This is a genomic window from Priestia iocasae (assembly GCF_016909075.1).
Taxonomy (GTDB): domain Bacteria; phylum Bacillota; class Bacilli; order Bacillales; family Bacillaceae_H; genus Priestia; species Priestia iocasae.
This window is the reverse complement of the sequence record NZ_JAFBFC010000002.1, coordinates 263130-281152: the sequence shown is the minus strand read 5'-3', so window position 1 is coordinate 281152 and position 18023 is coordinate 263130. Positions and strand designations below refer to the sequence as shown.

Sequence of the window (18023 nt, the reverse complement as noted above, 5' to 3'; positions counted from 1 at the left end):
ATGGTAAATGAAATGTCAATTGTGTTAACAGTAATGATGAGCTTATTCTTACTGCTTGTGATACTTTTCTTTTATCTCATTACGGTAAAAGCGTTCAAAAATCGACAACAAATGACGATAAATAACTATAAAGATACGTTACGAGATCAGTTGTTTCGCTATTTGTATGAGGAAGATAATGCTTTCATAGAGAAACAATGGTCGCCTCAAGAAATGATAGCGATTGAAGAACTACTGAGTGATTATGCTGATGTTGTAGATGGAAATCTTCCAAAGAATCGTATTCGTTTATATGCAGAGAAGCACTTTACAAGAAAGTATGAGAAAGCGCTCTATCATCGCAGGTGGAGTATACGAATGAATGCATTGTATGAAATTGAAGATTTTTATATGCATGGAATGATAGCGCCTGTTTTAGCATTTTATGAAAAACGATCGTTGACAATAGCAGAAGAAAGCCAAGTGTTAAAAATATTAATTGCTTTTCGCTATCCAATGTTTGCAAAGTATATCATCCAGACACAGAACGTGCTGTCACAATCTTTGTACCGCTCGTTATTTGGCCGAATGAACAAAGAACAGTTTCAGCAATGTATTGATATGTATAAAGACTTCGAAGAAGAATTACAGCTTTGTCTCATTGATATGATCGGTATTCAACATAAGCTAGAATTTGCATCTTTCGTAGAAAGTCTTTTATCCTCTTCTTCTCAAGAACATCGCATTCGAGCGTTAAAAGCGCTGAATGAATTGAGTTATCCGATTCAACTTCCAGTCATTACGCCACATCTAACAGCAGATGCTTGGCAAGAAAGAATGATGGCAGCGAAATTATTAGGAAAAACGAAAGAGCAAGAAGCATTAAAGCTACTGACTACATTGATTCAAGATTCTCATTTTTCAGTACGCTCCAATGCTGCGCAAGCCATGCTCTTAATTCGTGGAGGTAAAGAATCTTTATTTGAGTTCTATCAAACAACAAACGATCGCTACGCCAAAGATATGGCACAGGAATGGTTAGAGAAGGGGGGAGAAGAGATTGTGGAGTGAGATATGGCAATGGATATTTACAACCATAGGATGGGTTGTTGTCACTTATATGGTGATCGTCGTTGCATTTTATTTACTTATGCTATTTATTTCACTGTTCCAAATCCGTAAGCAGTATGGACTAGATAATGAAGAGCCATATGAGGATTTGCTAGAAGTCAGCTATACAAAGCCTCTTTCCATCTTGGTTCCAGCCTATAATGAATCAGCTGGAATAATAGCAAGTGTACGCTCATTATTAAGCATTGAGTATTCAGAATATGAAATTATCGTTATCAATGATGGCTCAACCGATGATACGATGCAGCGTTTAATTCAACAGTATGATTTGGTTAAGGTGAATCGAGTCATTAAAAAAGCAATTGATACAAAAGAAGTAAAGGCAGTCTATCAATCAAAACTTTATGATTATTTATACGTTGTAGATAAAGTGAACGGTGGAAAGTCAGATGCATTGAATGTAGGCATTAACCTTTCTAACTTCCCGTACTTCTGCTCAATCGATGGGGATTCGATATTAGAACGAGATGCATTTTTAAAGGTGATGAAGCCAATTATTGACTCCGGTGAAGAAGTGATTGCTTCTGGTGGAAGTGTACGTATTGCGAATGGTTGTCGCATTGAAAACGGTTCGATTGTATCGATTGGCCTTTCTTCAAGACCAATTGTTATTATGCAAGTCATCGAATATTTGCGAGCATTTTTAATGGGGAGAATTGGTCTTAGCCGTCATAATTTATTGCTCATTGTTTCTGGTGCATTCGGTGTGTTTTCTAAAAAATGGGTAATAGATGCTGGTGGCTATTCTCATACTGTAGGTGAAGACATGGAGCTTGTTGTAAGGCTACACCGATTAGTAAAAGAAAAGAAAGCAAACAAAAAAATTGTGTATATTGCAGATCCAGTATGTTGGACGGAGGCTCCAGAGGAACTGACTTTTTTAAGAAGGCAACGTAACAGATGGCATAGAGGTTTGTTTGAAAGCTTATGGACGCATAAAAAACTCATCTTAAACCCTAAATATGGTTCCATTGGTATGGTGTCCATGCCATATTTTTTATTTATTGAATTTTTAGGACCGGTTGTTGAATTAATAGGATACTTGTATATGATTGCCTCTTTCATAGTAGGGGGGATTTATGTAGAGTTTACGTATTTATTATTCTTATTACTTGTCATTTATGGTTCTATGTATTCAATGGTCGCTGTACTGTTAGAAGAGTGGAGTATGCGACGTTTTCCGAAGGTAAAACATATTGTAAAATTATTTTTCTTTTCAATGACAGAATCATTTTGGTATCGCCCAATGACTGTGTTATGGCGATGTCAAGGAATTGTTGATGTGCTACGTAAGAAGAATGGTTGGGGAGATATGCAACGAAAGGGTGTATCACAATGAGTAGCAAAGCGAAATTACTAATAATCGGATTACTAGCGGTGGTCATCCTTTTGTTGACGAGTTCTCCTTTTTGGATTTGGCAGCTAAAACCGTCTACATCAATTGATATGTTAATTGTTGATAAAACGGTTCCTGACAAGACGTTCCGAGAGCATCAAGGTTTAACCTGGTTTTTAAATCATGAAAAGGTAAAAAAGAGAGATGGAGCGACTTACGATGCTTCTGTTGACTATATAGGGTTTAATCCAACTACAATGAAAGAAGAACCAATGATTTCCTTGCAAAATCGTGAGTATGACGCTGTGTACGTAGCTGACGGATACGGAGTCTATGAGGATGATTTAACAACGAAGTCTGGCAAGCGTTCTGAATTGGTTTATGGAGGAATGACAGCAGAAGATGTTGCTACCATTCGTTCAATCATTGCGAAACAGAATTCTACGCTAATTAGTGAGTTTAATACATTTGGTAGTCCTACACCGGATAAAGTAAAGAAAGAGTTTTATAACCTTCATCATTTAGTATGGGACGGTTGGATTGGTCGCTATTTTGATGACTTACAAAGTAGTGAAGTACCTGCTTGGATGAAGCAAAACTATGAAACACAATATGGGGAAAAATGGTCACACGATGGAGAAGGCTTTGTATTTGTACATCAATCGGATGAATTAATTGTGTTAACCGAAGAGCAAGTTCAAGCGAGCGGCGTGCATTTTTCGTATACAAAAGAAGGAACGTCGCATTTTGATTTAGAGAATGATTCGACTTATGGGTACTGGTTTGATATCGTCACACCGATAGATGAGAAAGAAGTCATGGCAACCTTTACAATCGATGTGACAGATGAAGCAAAGCATATACTGGAGGAAAAGGGGATTCCACTTACTGTTCCAGCCATCATTTATCATGATAACCCACAGTATTCTTCCTATTATTTTACTGGTGACTTTGCTGATCAAGGAGACTTACCATCTCTGTATCAAACAGAATGGACACCACTTTGGAACAAATGGCGAGCTTCTATTTTTGAAGAAGATGCAGATGCTTTTTATTGGAGCGTCTATGTACCGATGATGAAAAAGGTCGTCGAAAAAATAGATAAGCAAGACAAAAAAGTGGTTCAGAAAGAAGTAGAAGTTGAACAAAAGAATGGCTATTCCTTAAATGCCAAAGTCGGAACAGATTATTTGCAAGTGTATAAAGATGGGGAATGGCAAGATATTCTTGTAAAAGGTGTGAACATGGGAATTGGAAAGCCAGGATCATTCCCAGGTGAAACCGCTATTTCAAAACAAGAATACGCAAGATGGTTTAAACAAATTGGAGAGATGAATGCAAATGCAATTCGTGTGTACACGATTCATCCACCACACTTCTATGAAGCCTTATTAGAATACAATGCAACGGCGACTAGCCCGCTGTATGTGTTTCATGGCGTTTGGCTTAACGAAGAAGTATTTTATGAAACACAAGATGCATTTTCAGATGAGAACACAAAAGAGTTTAAAGACGAGATTAAAAGAATTGTAGACTTGGTACACGGAAACGCTACGCTTGAAGATAGACCAGGACATGCAAGCGGCTCTTATACAGCAGATGTGTCACCATATATCATGGGCTGGCTACTAGGGGTAGAGTGGGATCCCGAAGTTGTATTGGCAACAAATGATAAGCACAAGGGCCAAGTAGATTTTAAAGGGGAGTATGTGTATACGAAAGAAGCAGAGCCATTTGAGATATGGCTTGCAGAAATGATGGAATATACCATTTCGTATGAACAAAAGAACTATCAATGGCAGCGCCCAATGAGCTTCACAAATTGGCCAACGACAGATTTACTCAAGCACCCTGCAGAGCCATATGAAAAAGAAGATATGGTATCCATTAATCCAAATGTGATGTATGAAACGGATCGTTTTAGTAGTGGTCTGTTTGCTTCGTATCACATGTATCCATATTACCCAGACTTTTTGAATTATGAGAGTCGTTACGTTCATTATGTCGATCACCGTGGTGAGAAAAATAACTATGCTGGTTACCTTCAGCATATGAAAGAAACACACCGTATGCCGGTGCTTGTTGCTGAATTTGGCATTCCAGCTTCTAGAGGATTAACACATAGAAATGTACACGGATTAGATCAAGGGCATCATTCAGAAGAAGAGCAAGGACAAATGGTGACGAGGTTATATGAAGATATTGTGCAGGAAAAGATGGCTGGAGGCATGATTTTCTCTTGGCATGATGAGTGGTTTAAACGAACGTGGAACACCATGGATTACGATAATCCGGATCGACGTCCGTTCTGGAGTAATGTTCAAACAAATGAACAAAGATTTGGGTTATTAAGCTTTGAACCAGGTGATACCTTAAAGGTGAAAGTCGATGGAAAGATTAGTGATTGGAAAGAGCTTAATATAGCATCTAGTTATCCAAAATCAAAACAGCTAAAAGGCCTTTATGTCACGAGTGACGAAGCATATGTGTATGTTCGACTAGATACACAAAATATCGAAAGCTCTAATCATTATCTTCTGTTTAATTCTATTCATAACCAAGGGCAGTCAACGATACCTCATGTACCATCGTTAAAAGCAGAGGGTATTGATTTTATCATTGAGCTGACAGATGAACAGTCAAGTCGTATGTTAGTAGATAGCTATTATGATACGTTCTATTATTCATATGGCCATGTCTTAAAAATGATTAATGCCGTTGAGTATGCTTCTAAAGCTGATAACGGGGCGTTTCATCCAATTCGTTTAGCATTAAACAAAAAGGTAACCATTTCTCAAAATGGTAAACAAGTCACTTATCCATTTGACGACTATGAAACTGGCAAGCTGCAAGTAGGCAATAGTGATCCTCGTGCTAAAACATACAATTCACTAGCTGACTTTTATGTGGATCCAAAGAAGCAGATAGTAGAATGGCGCATTCCGTGGGCACTATTAAATGTAAAAGACCCAAGCACACGTGAGGTCATGGGAGATATATGGACAAAAGAGGGCTTAGATGCAAGTGAAGTAATTGAAAGCATCGGAATTGGTGTTGTTGCAGTAGATAAAAAAACAAATAAAGTGATGGATACGTATCCGTCTATGAGTGATGAGAAATTAGATGAACTTTATCGCTATAAATGGGATGAGTGGGAGCAACCGACCTACCATGAGCGCTTAAAACATTCTTATTACGATGTACAAAAGATGTTTGACGAGATAAATGATATGGGGGAGTAACAAATGGCACGAATACTATTAGCTGAAGACGAAGCCGTTTTGCGAATGCTTGTTGTTGATACGTTAGAAGATGAAGGGCATGAGGTTATTGAGGCTTCTGATGGTGAAGAAGCACTTGAAAAAATCAAAACAGACGATGAATTCGACCTTCTCATCCTTGATTACATGATGCCCGTTTACACGGGCCTTGAAATTATTCAACAGATAAAAGGGATGTCATGTTATGAAAAAACAAAGATTTTGATGCTTTCTGCTAAAAATCAAACAACAGATCGAGAACGTGTCATTGAAGCTGGAGCGACAGAATTTATGTCAAAGCCTTTTAGTCCACTCGAGCTTGTGAAAAAAGTAGAGGATATTCTGCATGGTCATAAATAAAAGCTTTTCAAAACAATTCTTATGGTTAATTGGGACATTTTTCATTTTGTTTGTTGTGGGTATGAGTACATTATTAGGGTACGAATCGTATATTGCGAATGTGTATCAACAAAAGAATGCACTCCTTGAGCAAAAAGAAGCATCTGTACGCAATATTGATGACGGATTTGAACAAGCGATTTTACAGTCTAGAGGATACGTTGCATTTTCGAACAAATCGATGCTAAACGAAGCGTTGGAGCAAGATCGAAAAATTGAACTTGAAATGGAGCGTCTACAAAAACTAATAAGCTCACAAAAAGATTTGCTGTTTATGAACGAAGTTTCGGCATTTCATACGTATTATTTTCGCTCGCTTCTACCAAATGGAATAAGAACGTTTGAAGAAAAGGGATTAGAAGACTTACAAAAATTAGTTTCAACTCAACAGTCCTCTATCCAAATTGCAGACTTTCGTGCGTACGTGAAGGAATATAGTTTCGGTATTGATAAGGAGTTAGAAAGTAATTTCAATATGCTAGTACAAAAGCTTAATTATAGTCAATGGTTTTTTGTTGGCTATTTACTTCTTGTGCTAGGTGGGTTATTTTACATGGCTAGAGTTATGGTGAGAAGAATTGGCCAACCTTTACAACAGTTGGCGGAGACAGCAGAAGAAATTGCAAGTGGTAAGCATGTTTCCTTACCTGAGACGAATGGCCGATTAGATGAAGTAGGAGTTTTAACAAATGCTTTTTCACAGATGGTCAAAGCGTTACAAACAAATGAAGAAGAAGTAATGGCTCAAAATGAAGAGTTAATAGCTCAACAAGATGAGCTTCAATCGCAGCAAGATGAATTGCAACATGCATTGACAATCATGCAGCAACGTGAGTTTGAATTAGAATCTCGGAATGAATTCACGTATAGTTTAGCGGATACACTTGATCAGCAAAAGTTACTTCAAAGTGTTGTAACCAGTATGGCAGAAGTGTTAAAAGCTCATCATGGATTGGTTGTTTCGATGAAAGATCTGTCTATCTATGCATCATTTGGTTTAACGAACAACGCTGTGTCCCAATTTATGAAGAGTGAAGATAACGGATATATCTTAAGAGCAAAAGAACAAAGAAAGTCTTTTACAATTAAGCGATTATGTAAGCCAAGTGAAAAGATGTATCACGAAGGGGATATGTATATCCATGATTTAATCATACCCGTACTATCTGTAGAAGGTGAAGTCATTGCTTGTATGGCTTATAGCAGATATAATCGAGCATTTAGCAAAAATGACTTAGAAATGTGCGAGGTGCTTTCAAAGCAAGTAAGCATTGCTTTAGAAAAAATCAATGTATATGAAGAAACAGAACATGATCGCTCGCTGTATCAGGATATCTTAAATTCGATACACGAAGGTGTTCAACTATTTAGTCAAACAGGATCTATTTTACAAGTAAACACGACGATGTGTGAGTTGTTTAAGTGTCCTTCCCCTAAAGAGATGTTGAATCATACCTTTGATCAGTGGTCTCATAAGCTCTTAGAGAATGTTGAGAGTGGAGAAGAGCTCGTACATTATATGAGAAGTGTGTTACAAGGAAAGAGTGAAACTGGAACCACTTTTACGTATAAAATGCACCTTAATAAAAAACGTAGAGTGATGAAGGTATATAGCGAAGAAGTGTATCGCAATAACCAAAAATATGGGTTTGTCTTTGTTCATCGAGACATTACAAAAGAGTATGAAGTAGATGAAATGAAATCTGAGTTTGTTAGTACGGTGAGTCATGAGTTACGTACGCCTCTTGCTAGTGTGCTAGGCTTCACAGAGCTTATGATTAATAAAGAGCTCAAGCCAGAGAGGCAAAAGAAGTACTTAACAACCATCTATCAAGAAGCAAAACGTCTTACATCACTTATCAATGATTTTCTGGATGTCCAACGAATGGAAGCTGGAAAGCAAACGTATGAGAAGAAATATGAAGATGTCCTTCCGATTATAAAAGAGGTCATTCAATCACACCAAGTTCATGCATCAAGTCATACAGTTGATTTAGTCACAAAAGTCGATCATACAGTTGTATTAGGGGACCGAGATAAACTCATTCAAGTGTTTAACAATTTAATCAGCAATGCTGTTAAATATTCTCCAGACGGTGGAAGAGTCACTATTCTCGTTTATAAACAGGAGAGAAACCTTTGTATTGATATAAAAGACGAAGGAATTGGTATTCCAAAGGATTCTATTAACCAACTATTTACGAAGTTTTATCGGGTAGATAACTCAGATATGCGTAAAATTGGTGGAACAGGTCTTGGACTAGCCATTGTGAAAGAGATTGTAAAAGCACATGATGGGGATATAACCGTTCAATCAGAAGTGAAAAAAGGAAGTACATTTACCGTCACCTTACCTCTTGCTGAGCAGCTATTAAAAGAAGAGATTATAGAGGTAGATGGTGATTGTTATGCGAATGTGGTCATTGTTGAAGATGATCAAAGCCTGGCAACGCTTCTTCAAGTAGAGCTAAAGGAAAGTGGCTTTTCTGTGCAATACTTTAGCAATGGAGAAGATGCATTATCGTTCATTGAAGCATCTCCACCACAAGCGATTGTATTAGATATCATGTTAAAAGAAGATGAGATTGACGGCTGGAAGATTTTAGAGCGAGTCAAACAAAATAAAGAGCTCGCAACCATTCCAATCTTTATTTCTTCGGCTTTAGATGAACGTGAAAAAGGGTTAGCTCTCGGTGCGCATCATTATTTAGTCAAGCCATATCAACCTAGTCGATTATCGAAAGTCATTTTGCAGACACTGCTTAATAAGCAAGAGCAATCAGGTCAAATTATGATTCCAGAAGATCAAGATTTATAATCACTAGGAAGAACGAATGTTCATCATGTATGTAACACGATAACCTTAGCATAAAACCCCCCTCACCATTCAAGGTAAGGGGGGTTTACTTATTACTCAATGCTTCCTATAATCTTTAAAGAAGGATTCGTACGTAAGTCAATGTATTCATCTTTTATTTTCACTAATGGTTGATGAGGATCTGTATCTTGAATAAAAACAATTTCACCAGTGCGGCCATCACTTAGCTCTACTTCTGCACCGATATATTGACGAACAACATATTGAACAAGTGGTAATACAATAGCGCGATTTAATCGGTTTTGTTGTATTTCATCCACTAGTTCATACACTACACTAAAGATAGGCTTTTTATCTTGGTAAGCTCGCTTTGATAGCATGGCATCAAAACAGTCAGCAACCGAGATGATTTGAACGAGAAACGGAATGTCTTTTTCTTTTAAAGCATGAGGATAACCAGAACCGTCAATGCGTTCATGGTGCAACAATGCAGCTGCAATAATATGACTCTCAAATTCCTCTCGCTCTTGCAGTAACTTATGGCCGTAAATCGTATGGTTTTTAATTTCTTTCCACTCCATGTCGGTTAAAGGCGATCGTTTGTTTAAGATCTGATCTGCAATCATCATCTTGCCGATATCATGAAATAAGCCCATTCGTCCGATGAGTAGACATTCTTCTTGAGAGCGCTTTAAAATTTTTCCAATTAAAGCACCGATAATGCCCACATTTAAACTATGACTATACACATACTCTTCATAGCTATCTTCTTTTTGAATATGATTTAAAACAGCTAAGTCTTCCATCGAGCTTGTAAGAAGATAATAATAATGTTTGTTTAAATAGGAGAAATCGATTTGTGTGATTGGTTTTTTCTTCACTTGTCTAAAACTATTTTTAATTGCTTGAAAGCACACTTCATAGATTTTTTCTGTTTTTTGTGTGCGTGCTTTTAGTACTTCATTTTCTTGATCGACGATCGCAATTTTCTTACCAAAGGTATATCGTTGAAGGATAAGAATATGAGATTCGGTTAATTTAACCCCTCGTTTTAACAATAAAATCCCTTGATCTGAATGGACGTCTTGGGCAAGTTCTTCTCCAACTAAACCAAAGGAAACAGGATACTTTGCCATTCATACCACTCCTTACTTTGTCTTTCTATGAGAGCAATCTTCCTCTACATGATGAGATAATGATGAATACGGACACATGTACATGAAGAAATCAAGTTGTTCATGAGTTCAACGTATATTTAAAGAAAACTTACTAATAAATATCAAGATAAACAGGTTTATATGTATAAAATATAGCATAATTTTACAAAAGTTACTAAACCTTTTTACCTATATTTCATTTATGTTGGTTAGAAAGAACTAAATATAGAAATTAGCTCTAATAAAAAAGAGGTTGTGTGAAAGAGAGAGTATTTTCTCCTTCCACACAACCTCTTATCATTTAAATGAAATGGCAATGGCTCATAGATTAAATGTATCTAATGCAGCGTCAATTGATTGTAGAATATGAAGTTTTGTTTGAGCGCTTGTTGTACTAAACAAGACCGATGCAAAGCTAATTTGCTTATATTTCACAAAGTTTAAAATGCGAATCGCACTTTTTATGTCTGTTTGTTCATGTTGTGTTTGGTGTTGCAACGTTTCAAGTGCTTGTTCAATAATTTCGCTCGGAAGGTTGCTAAACAATTCTTTTCCTTCTTTTAATCCCCAATCAAAATGACGCTCTACAGCGTATATAACATTCGTTTGAACCATTGCTTCACTCATTGTAATCCTCCTCGTTTAGCTATTCTCTTCTTACTGTTGACATTACCTTATTTTCATAAACGTAAACCTACATTTTTAAGAATAATTGATTTGGTCATGAACTTTCTTATTCTAGCCATCTTTTAATGTAACAAAAAATGTAATAAACTATATAAGTTAGAACTATTTACCTATAGAAAGAGGGCTTTTATGTATTGTTCAAAGTGTGGAGGGCAAATAGAGACACGTGGCACATATTGTGGTCATTGTGGAACGAAGCTAAAAAAGAATAAGCTGCTTCAGGTTGTGACAATTGGGCTAGTGGTAGCATGTATTGGTGTCTTTTTCTTCATTGGAAAAGAGTTTTATAGTCAAGAGCTGAGCAATGAGCCTGTTGTGAAAAGCGAAGTTGAAAAAGTAAGCCAACCTGTCGAAGAGCCAGCTCCTGTACAAAAGGAAATTGTCACAAAGCTAGTAAAAGAAGAGGAAGCTAATTTAACGGAAGTTATTGCTTCTGCACAGGAAAAAGTATTTACTGTATTTACAGATTACAGTCAAGGTTCGAGCTTTTTAATAAATGAACAAGGTGATTTATTAACGAATGCCCACGTCGTTGAAGGGGCTGTGAATGTTGTTGTTCGCGATAAAGAGGGAACGGACTATGAAGGAAGAGTCATTGGCTATAGTAACGACATTGATATTGCGATTATTCGTGTAAATGGCTTAAAAGGAAAAGCACCTTTGGCTCTTGAGAGAGAGAATTCGTCAACAATTGGTGAAGAAGTCATTGCACTGGGCAGTCCAAGAGGATTGGAAAACACAGCAACATTCGGGCATATTAGTGGAACCAATCGAAGCTTTGTTATTCCTCCTCATACATATGAAGGTATTTATCAGATTTCAGCACCCATTGCTCCAGGTAATAGTGGTGGACCACTTCTTAATCGAAAAACAGGTCACGTTTTAGCAATAAACTCTGCTCGTCACTCTGAAGAAGTTCAGATTGGATTTAGTATTCCGATTTATCAAATTGCTACCCTCATTGATGAATGGATTGATTCACCAATGAGTGAACAAGAAATTATGGAGCTGTTTTACAACGCTTCAGGTTTATTTTTCTACCAAGAATTATATGGTAATGAAGGTTATTTTGAAGATGGAGATTATAACGAAGACTACAACTATTATGATGAGTGGAGTTATGAGGAAGACAGCGGTTATGACGAAGAAGATACGTATCTAGAAGATGAGGGCTATGACGAAGAAGATACGTATCTAGAAGATGAGGGCTATGACGAAGAAGAAACGTATCCAGAAGATGACAGCTATGACGAAGAAGAGACGTATCCAGAAGATGACAGCTATGACGAAGAAGAGACGTATCCAGAAGATGACGGCTATTATGAAGAAGACACGTATCCAGAAGATGATAGCTATAATGAAGATCCACCATTAGAAGAAGAGACTGGAGCGGAAGAAACCGATAGCACAATCGTAAACAAGGAATCTATTGTTGACGAAGAAACGGATGAAGAGCTAGAAAATTAAAAGAAAGGGCTTGTGTCAAAGGGAGAAACCTACTCTCCTTTTTTCATAGCCCTTTTTTACTCGTTATGAGAGAGGACATCCAACATATACCTGTCGAAATTTCGCTAAAATAGAAAGAAAAATGTTGAAAACGCTATCATTTTGTGGTTTTATAGAAGTAGGCATAACAATGATGACCCTATGGGCATGTTTCCACCTCCTTATTTAGCTAAGGAGGCTTTTTTTATGTTTAAAAAATGTTCACACTCCTTTTTCAAAGGATAAGGTGAAATCACATATACTAGAAGTATAAATAGATCGGGAGGTTAGAAGATGGATATTTCACATATTATTGCTGAAGAGCGAATTAAAAAAGCTCAAGCAGAAGGAGAATTTGATCATCTTCCTGGGAGTGGTAAGCCGCTGCAACTTGACGATTTAGCGCATATTCCACCTGAACTTCGCCAAGCCTATCGCATGATGAAAAACGCAAACATGGTTTCAGAAGAAAGTGTGCTAAAACAAGGATTGATGACGATTGAGCAACTAATTGAGCGTTGTCACGATGAAGATGAGCGCCATAAGCTGAAAAAAGAGCTAACCGAAAAACAATTGAAATTGAATCAGGTAGTGGAGAAAAAAGGAATGACTCACTCTGCTGCTTATCGCGATTATCAACGACAAATACAACGTAAGTTTTTATGAGAGAAGTAACTCGTGTATACTAACGGTAACGAATTCAAACGGAGGAATGTTTGATGAAATGGATGATCCTCGTTACAGGTATACTCGGATTGATTCTCTTTTTTTCTTTTCAACCATCAAAGCCTGTCGTCTCATTAAAGAGGCTACCGGTTGTATTTGTACATGGTTATTTAGGAAGCGAGCGAAGTTTAGAAACAATGATTCAGCGATTTGAACAGAATGGGTGGGGAGAGAAAATCGCAATCTGTGAAGTGGATGAAGACAGCACGTTACATTGGACAAGATTTAACGCACCTCAAGGGGACGAGCTACAGCTTGTTCAAGTTGTTTTTAAAGATGCCTCCAATAGCATTGAACAACAAGCAAAGTGGTTAGATGAAGTCATTAAACAAGTCGTTAAAGATACGAGCCAGAGCGATGTATATGTGATTGGACATAGTATGGGAGGTCTGGCTTCAACAGCTGCTGTTTTATATGAACAAGCTCCAATTGCTAAGCTTGTCACACTAGGTTCACCCATTGAAGGATTAGAGTACGAGCAATTAATGAGGCATTATCCGAACTCTCGAAACTTTCAACAGTCAAAAGGAGCTCGTGATTTACAGTATGGATCGCTTGCATTGCAAAAGCTAGCAAGTGAAGCGAATAAGTTAACCATTCCTGTTTTTTCTGGTGCCGGTAATATTGGAGACGGAACGGATCAAGTCGTCACCATTGAAAGTGCATATGGTCTTCAAAAATTTGTTCCTAGTATTCAGTTAAGGACGTTTTCAGTAGGTCATTCAGAGTTACATGAAAATAACGAAGTAGACCGAGCTGTATATGAATTTTTAGATGAAAAGGGCGCCTCCTCGTGAGAGCGCCCTTCTCACTATGATGAATCTTGGGCTACTTGTTGATTTTGTGGATTTTCTTCTTGTAGAACTTCACCACAAAAACGCATTGCTTCGTGCTCTTGCATGGATAATCTTAAATGAGATACATTTTATTCATAATATTTAAATCATTATGAATAATTGTGGGGGTATGATTTTATGGCAAAATCATCGTTACAAATGAATTCAAAAGTACAAGATTTCTTTCCGATTCAAGATGTGCATCACTTTGAGCTTTATGTAGGAAATGCAAAACAAGCAGCTCACTACTATTGCCGGGCATTTGGATTTAAATTTGTTGGATACAAAGGTCCTGAAACAGGTAGCCGTGAGAAAGTATCGTATCTACTTCAACAAAATAAAATTCGTCTTGTACTAACGTCTTCATTATCAAAAGATCACGAGGTAGGTCGCTTTGTTACTCTTCATGGAGATGGTGTCAAAGACGTAGCTCTTGTGTTTGATGATGTAGAATCTGCTTACAATGAAGCAGTAAAACGCGGTGCAATTGCAATTATGCCTCCAAAAGAGTTTGCAGATGAGAGCGGAACCGTAAAGCATGCCATTATTGGTACGTACGGTGATGCACAGCACAGCTTGATCGAGCGCAAAAACTATAACGGCTTGTTTCTGCCCGGATTTCAGCCAGCTGAATACAACATTCCTTATGAGCCTACAGGCTTAATTGCAGTGGATCACGTGGTTGGGAATGTTGAAAAGATGGAAGAGTGGGTTTCTTATTATGAAAATGTACTTGGCTTTAAGCAAATGATTCACTTTGATGATGATGATATTAGCACAGAATACTCCGCACTTATGTCAAAAGTGATGTACAAAGGTGGCCGAATTAAGTTCCCAATTAACGAGCCAGCGAATAAAAAAGGAAAATCCCAAATTCAAGAGTACTTAGATTATTATAACGGAGCAGGAATTCAACATATCGCACTTTTGACAGATGATATTATTGATACCATCACAAAAATGCGTGCAAATGGCATTGAATTTTTAGATACACCAGATACGTATTATGAAATGTTATCAGCGCGTGTTGGGAAAATTGATGAAGATCTTGAAAAGCTTCGTGAGAATCGTATTTTAGTAGACCGTGATGATGAAGGTTACCTATTACAGATTTTTACAAAGCCAATCGTCGACCGTCCTACTTTATTTGTAGAAATTATTCAGCGCAAAGGAGCCGTCGGATTCGGAGAAGGAAACTTCAAAGCACTCTTTGAATCAATCGAGCGCGAGCAAGCACGTCGCGGTAACTTGTAAAAGTATCTAAGCGGATGCCACCCCTCTAATGAGGTTGGTGGCATCTCCTTTAGGTATGAGTGAGTGACGGTTGATACGCAAGAAGAGAATGAAGCGTTTGTTCAGGCTGTCCAAACCGTATTAGGAAAGAAGGGATAACTGTGAAGCTAGAACCGAGCTCATTACAGTGGAAAGATGCGTATAAATTATTGATTGGCTCTGTCTTACCGAGACCGATTGCATTCGTTTCAACGGTTGATGAAAAAGGAAATGCGAATTTAGCGCCGTTTAGCTTTTTTACAGGAATTTGCGCAGCGCCAATGATGGTTTGTTTTGCACCAATGCTACGCGGAAGTGACGGACAGAAAAAAGATACGCTTCGTAACATTGAACAAACGAACGAATTTGTGATTAATGTTGTAGGTGAAAGCATTGTTGAACCTATGAATCATACAGCAATTGAGTTTGATGAGCATGTAGATGAATTTGTGGAAGCAGGGTTGACGAAAATTCCTAGTGAGATTGTAAAGCCTTATCGTGTAAAGGAAAGTGATGTGCAGTTAGAATGTGTGCTTGATCAAATTCTTCATTTTGGAGATCAGCCTGGTGCTGGCAGTCTAGTTATTGGGCAGGTAGTCTGTGTTCATGTTAAAGATGACCTTTATGAAGGTGGAAGAATAAATACAGAGAAGCTAGCGCCAGTTGGTCGCTTAGCAGGTGCGACCTACACAAAAGCAGCCAGTGATACGTTTGTATTAGAGAGAAAGAGAGAAACAAAGAAATGAAATTTATCACGTTTCAAACAGAGGATCAAAAGCAACGTGTTGGACTTGTGAAGGGAAAGGCAGTCATTGATTTGCACGAAGCAAGTAACGGAGATCTTCCTGTTCAGTTGAGTCATATTATCGAAAGTTATAATCAATATGAAGAGCGTATTAAGGACATTGCTGCAAAAGGTAACACTCAATATCTTCTTAAAGATATCATGCTTTTGGCACCGATTCCTGCACCATCAAGCGTGCGTGATTTTTATTCGTTTGAAGCGCATGTGAAAACGTCTCGAGCAAAGCGTGGACTTGAAATGGTACCACAGTGGTATGAATTTCCCGTATTTTACTTTACGAATCATCGCTCTATTATCGGACCGAATGAAGAAGTAGAATTTCCACCTTCGTGTCAATGGGCAGATTATGAATTAGAAGTGGCGTGCGTTATTGGAAAAGAAGGCAAAAACATCTCTGTTGATGAAGCGGACGATTATATTTTTGGATACAGTATTTTAAATGATTGGAGCGCACGTGATATTCAGCGAGAAGAAGTGAAAGTTGGACTTGGACCTGCCAAAGGAAAAGATTTTGCAACATCGCTTGGTCCTTATCTTGTCACAAAAGATGAGCTTGAAAAAAGGCGTATAAATGATCGATATAACTTAGAAATGACGGCAACGGTAAACGGCAAGCTATTATCAAAAGGAAATATGAAGGACCTTTATTATAGCTTTTCACAAATGATTGCGAGAGCATCTGAGGGAACTACCTTATATCCTGGAGATGTGATTGGATCAGGTACAGTTGGAACTGGCTGTATTTTAGAACTAGGAACAGATGTTCATCGTTGGTTACAATCAAGGGATGTTGTCGAGCTAGCAATTGATGGACTGGGTGTACTGTGTAATACGGTGAAATAAGGGGGAAAAGAGATGACATTTTATCGTCAAATGGGGGAGGTTCCTCGTAAGCGTCACACGATTTTTCGAAAAGAAGATGGTTCACTCTATCGCGAGCAAGTGATGGGAACAAAAGGGTTCTCTGGTGTTCAGTCTATTTTATATCATCATTCTGCACCTACTGCCATGGCACAAGCAGAGCTAGTAGGACCTGCCATGCATAAATATGAAGAGCAAGGACCACTATGTCATCGTCACTTTGAAACACATCGCCTTGAAAAGGGAGAGGATATGGTAAAGGGTCGTACGTATCTACTAGGAAATGATGACGTTGTAATTGGCGTTGTTGAGCCAAAGAAAGAGATGGCCTACTTTTATCGAAATAGTGACGGCGACGAGCTATTGTTTGTTCACCACGGGACAGGGAAGCTAGAAACAGTGTTTGGTACGTTAACGTATGAGCCTGGCGATTACATCATGATTCCGATGGCGACCATTCACCGTTTTGTACCCGATGCAGGAGAAACAAAAATGCTTGTTATTGAGACCACGAGCCATGTGACAACACCGCGACGTTATCGCAATGAGTTCGGTCAATTGCTAGAGCATAGCCCGTTCTGTGAGCGAGATTTTCGTGGTCCTGAAACGTTAGAAACGCATGATGAAAAAGGGAAGTTCACGGTTTTAACGAAGTCACGGGGTTACTTGCATAAGCATACATTTCATCATCACCCCCTAGATGTGGTTGGATGGGACGGCAATATCTATCCGTGGATTTTTAACATTCGTGATTTTGAGCCAATTACCGGACGCATTCATATGCCACCACCTATTCACCAAACATTTGAAGGACATAATTTTGTCATTTGCTCATTTTGTCCAAGATTATATGATTACCATCCAGAAGCGATTCCAGCGCCTTATTTTCATAGTAATGTAGATAGTGATGAGGTTCTTTATTATGTAAAAGGAAACTTTATGAGTCGAAAAGGGATTAATGAAGGCTCCATTACGCTTCATCCACTAGGCATTCCACATGGCCCTCACCCAGGTAAAATTGAAAATAGCATTGGAAAGACAGAAACGTTAGAGCTAGCAGTGATGATTGATACATTCCGTCCATTAAAGGTGATTCAACAGGCACATGCGATTGAGGATGAACAGTACCGGTATAGCTGGATTGAAAAACAATAAGGTAAAGCGGGCTGAGACAAAAGGGGGAAAGAATACTCCTGTTTGACTCAGCCTCTTTTTTGTGTTTCGTTGATGATATACTATGCTTATGAATGAAGCTTAAGAGAGGATGAGCA

The 18023-nt window shown here is 38.1% G+C and carries 13 protein-coding genes and 1 pseudogene; 12 read left to right on the top strand and 2 right to left on the bottom strand.

The annotated features are described in order from the left end of the window. From JOC83_RS06525 to JOC83_RS06505, 5 genes are read left to right on the top strand one after another with little or no spacing between them, the layout of a single operon-like run. The gene (locus JOC83_RS06525) at positions 1-1050 is read left to right on the top strand and encodes a HEAT repeat domain-containing protein (RefSeq protein WP_239583388.1); all 1050 of its coding nucleotides are present in this window, start codon (positions 1-3) and stop codon (positions 1048-1050) included. A 49-nt stretch (positions 1051-1099) separates the two neighbouring features. Next, complete coding sequence (locus JOC83_RS06520; RefSeq protein WP_205186039.1) at positions 1100-2449, top strand: glycosyltransferase family 2 protein; 1350 nt, start codon at positions 1100-1102, stop codon at positions 2447-2449. Then, entirely contained in the window at positions 2446-5688 is a 3243-nt protein-coding gene (locus tag JOC83_RS06515) for a hypothetical protein (RefSeq protein ID WP_205185563.1), read from the top strand. The genes JOC83_RS06520 and JOC83_RS06515 overlap by 4 nt, the downstream gene beginning before the upstream one ends. 3 nt (positions 5689-5691) lie before the next feature. Beyond that, positions 5692-6066 carry a response regulator gene (locus JOC83_RS06510; protein ID WP_205185561.1) on the top strand — a complete coding sequence of 125 codons (375 nt, stop codon included), beginning with the start codon at positions 5692-5694 and terminating at the stop codon, positions 6064-6066. Continuing rightward, positions 6053-8923 (top strand): ATP-binding protein, encoded by a 2871-nt coding sequence (locus JOC83_RS06505; protein WP_205185559.1) that lies wholly within the window; start codon positions 6053-6055, stop codon positions 8921-8923. Before JOC83_RS06510 ends, JOC83_RS06505 begins: the two co-directional genes overlap by 14 nt. A gap of 92 nt (positions 8924-9015) precedes the next feature. Here the strand turns inward: JOC83_RS06505 and JOC83_RS06500 are convergent, their stop codons facing one another. Continuing rightward, positions 9016-10059 (bottom strand): HD-GYP domain-containing protein, encoded by a 1044-nt coding sequence (locus JOC83_RS06500; protein WP_205185557.1) that lies wholly within the window; start codon positions 10057-10059, stop codon positions 9016-9018. Between the two features lie 342 nt (positions 10060-10401). Further along, positions 10402-10707 carry a hypothetical protein gene (locus JOC83_RS06495; RefSeq protein ID WP_205185555.1) on the bottom strand — a complete coding sequence of 102 codons (306 nt, stop codon included), beginning with the start codon at positions 10705-10707 and terminating at the stop codon, positions 10402-10404. 189 nt (positions 10708-10896) lie between these two features. Here JOC83_RS06495 and JOC83_RS06490 point away from each other — a divergent pair, with 189 nt between their 5' ends. The 7 genes and pseudogenes from JOC83_RS06490 (at position 10897) to JOC83_RS06460 (ending at position 17907) form a co-directional block, all read left to right on the top strand. Continuing rightward, positions 10897-12234, top strand: coding sequence for a trypsin-like peptidase domain-containing protein (locus tag JOC83_RS06490; protein WP_205185553.1), 1338 nt, complete (start codon positions 10897-10899; stop codon positions 12232-12234). Positions 12235-12546: 312 nt separating this feature from the next. Then, a complete protein-coding gene (locus JOC83_RS06485) occupies positions 12547-12918 on the top strand; it encodes a DnaJ family domain-containing protein (RefSeq protein WP_205185550.1) in 372 nt (123 codons plus the stop codon). A gap of 53 nt (positions 12919-12971) precedes the next feature. Continuing rightward, entirely contained in the window at positions 12972-13775 is an 804-nt protein-coding gene (locus tag JOC83_RS06480) for an alpha/beta fold hydrolase (protein ID WP_205185546.1), read from the top strand. Positions 13776-13952: 177 nt separating this feature from the next. Then, positions 13953-15068 (top strand): 4-hydroxyphenylpyruvate dioxygenase, encoded by a 1116-nt coding sequence (gene hppD, locus JOC83_RS06475; protein WP_205185542.1) that lies wholly within the window; start codon positions 13953-13955, stop codon positions 15066-15068. Positions 15069-15208: 140 nt separating this feature from the next. Further along, a complete protein-coding gene (locus JOC83_RS06470; protein ID WP_205185539.1) occupies positions 15209-15832 on the top strand; it encodes a flavin reductase in 624 nt (207 codons plus the stop codon). Then, positions 15829-16784: pseudogene (locus tag JOC83_RS06465) on the top strand (fumarylacetoacetate hydrolase family protein). Before JOC83_RS06470 ends, JOC83_RS06465 begins: the two are co-directional and overlap by 4 nt. Further along, positions 16747-17907, top strand: a complete 1161-nt coding sequence (locus JOC83_RS06460; RefSeq protein ID WP_205185534.1) for a homogentisate 1,2-dioxygenase — start codon at positions 16747-16749, stop codon at positions 17905-17907. Before JOC83_RS06465 ends, JOC83_RS06460 begins: the two are co-directional and overlap by 38 nt. The last annotated feature ends 116 nt before the right edge of the window (positions 17908-18023 follow it).

Excerpts from the sequence above, each read along its gene's own strand:
- JOC83_RS06525 (WP_239583388.1), top strand. The coding sequence starts at position 1 with ATGGTAAATGAAATGTCAATTGTGTTAACAGTAATGATGAGCTTATTC.
- JOC83_RS06520 (WP_205186039.1), top strand. The coding sequence starts at position 1,100 with ATGGTGATCGTCGTTGCATTTTATTTACTTATGCTATTTATTTCACTG.
- JOC83_RS06515 (WP_205185563.1), top strand. The coding sequence starts at position 2,446 with ATGAGTAGCAAAGCGAAATTACTAATAATCGGATTACTAGCGGTGGTC.
- JOC83_RS06510 (WP_205185561.1), top strand. The coding sequence starts at position 5,692 with ATGGCACGAATACTATTAGCTGAAGACGAAGCCGTTTTGCGAATGCTT.
- JOC83_RS06505 (WP_205185559.1), top strand. The coding sequence starts at position 6,053 with ATGGTCATAAATAAAAGCTTTTCAAAACAATTCTTATGGTTAATTGGG.
- JOC83_RS06500 (WP_205185557.1), bottom strand. The coding sequence starts at position 10,059 with ATGGCAAAGTATCCTGTTTCCTTTGGTTTAGTTGGAGAAGAACTTGCC.
- JOC83_RS06495 (WP_205185555.1), bottom strand. The coding sequence starts at position 10,707 with ATGAGTGAAGCAATGGTTCAAACGAATGTTATATACGCTGTAGAGCGT.
- JOC83_RS06490 (WP_205185553.1), top strand. The coding sequence starts at position 10,897 with ATGTATTGTTCAAAGTGTGGAGGGCAAATAGAGACACGTGGCACATAT.
- JOC83_RS06485 (WP_205185550.1), top strand. The coding sequence starts at position 12,547 with ATGGATATTTCACATATTATTGCTGAAGAGCGAATTAAAAAAGCTCAA.
- JOC83_RS06480 (WP_205185546.1), top strand. The coding sequence starts at position 12,972 with ATGAAATGGATGATCCTCGTTACAGGTATACTCGGATTGATTCTCTTT.
- hppD (WP_205185542.1), top strand. The coding sequence starts at position 13,953 with ATGGCAAAATCATCGTTACAAATGAATTCAAAAGTACAAGATTTCTTT.
- JOC83_RS06460 (WP_205185534.1), top strand. The coding sequence starts at position 16,747 with ATGACATTTTATCGTCAAATGGGGGAGGTTCCTCGTAAGCGTCACACG.